This is a genomic window from Intrasporangium chromatireducens Q5-1, assembly GCF_000576575.1.
Classification (GTDB): domain Bacteria; phylum Actinomycetota; class Actinomycetes; order Actinomycetales; family Dermatophilaceae; genus Intrasporangium_A; species Intrasporangium_A chromatireducens.
The window spans coordinates 1-1,140 of record NZ_AWQS01000495.1; the positions used below are offsets into that span (position 1 = coordinate 1).

A 1,140-nucleotide genomic window follows, 5' to 3' on the forward strand; every position below is an offset into this window, starting at 1 on the left:
CAGGGGGCGACCGCCCTGCCGCCCTCAACTGGACCGACGACCGCGAGTTCCGCCTCGCCATCAGGCGCCATGACGAGGGCAGCCCCCGCCGTCGCCTCCCGGCACAGACCCACGGAGGACCACTGCCCACCAAAGGGACGTGGCCGGCCCCACCACCCGCATGCCGGGCCTCCGCGTGCGCCTTCTGCGCGTGGCCTCCCAGCGGAGCCACCTTGGCATCACTGCGCAGACCAACACGGCGCATGAGGCCGCCATGACGGCCACCGCGCTGGGGCGCACTGGGGGCACACTGGATCGCCAAAGGTGGTTGAGGGCCCGCAACCGAGGGCATCGGCATCGCAATCGAGGGCATCGGCGTGTGCTCAGAAGCGAGCTCTCGAACAAGCCGACAGCCCCGTCGACTCAGCAATCGATGCTCGGCTTCCGGCCGCCGGTCCATGCGCTCTTGCGACCTTGAGGAAAGACCCAGCGAACCAGACGTAGCCCTGGTCGATGGCAGAAGCAAGCTTCCGGGCACCCTCAGATGACGAGACCGCCGCGCTCCCGTACCAAGCCCACCATTGCAGCTGCAACATAGGCCGTCACAGCCAATCCGAGGCCGCGCCTCAGGACAGGGCCTCAACGAGCTGCTCCACGGTCGGCGACCCCGCTCGGCCGTCCGGGGTCGTGAAGACCCGACAGGCCAGCGCCACCGGCTCCTCACCCGACGCAAACGGGTCCCTACCGTTGACGAGGATGGTCGGCGACCCGATGAAGCCGAGGCGCTCCGCGTCCTCCGACGTCTCCACCAGGACCCGTTCGATCGGCTCGTGATTCCGGCCAACACTGGCCAAAGCAGAGCGAAGCCGCTCCTCAGCCACCAGCCAGTTCGGGCACCCGTCGAAGTACAGCAGCCGCACATCCACGCCTCCATCATGCGCCCTCGGAGACGGCCCCGGACGGCGTGCCCGCACGCACCACCTTGGGACACGAGACACAACCGAAAACGCGACCTCCGGTGCCCCACAGGTGCCCGCAGTCGCAAGACCGGTAGAAGACAGCCGACATGGTGCAGCGCCAAAACCACTGCGACACAAGCGCTTCCGAAGATCCGACTTAGCTCGGTCGGACTCCTAAAGCGGGTGTCGCAGGTTCGAATCC

General features: G+C 67.7%; 1 protein-coding gene. It reads right to left on the minus strand.

The genetic code is table 11. From position 1 onward, the window contains the following. Positions 1-605: 605 nt before the first annotated feature. The gene (locus N864_RS22460) at positions 606-905 is read right to left on the minus strand and encodes a DF family (seleno)protein (RefSeq protein WP_034722829.1); all 300 of its coding nucleotides are present in this window, start codon (positions 903-905) and stop codon (positions 606-608) included. Between the last annotated feature and the right edge of the window lie 235 nt (positions 906-1,140).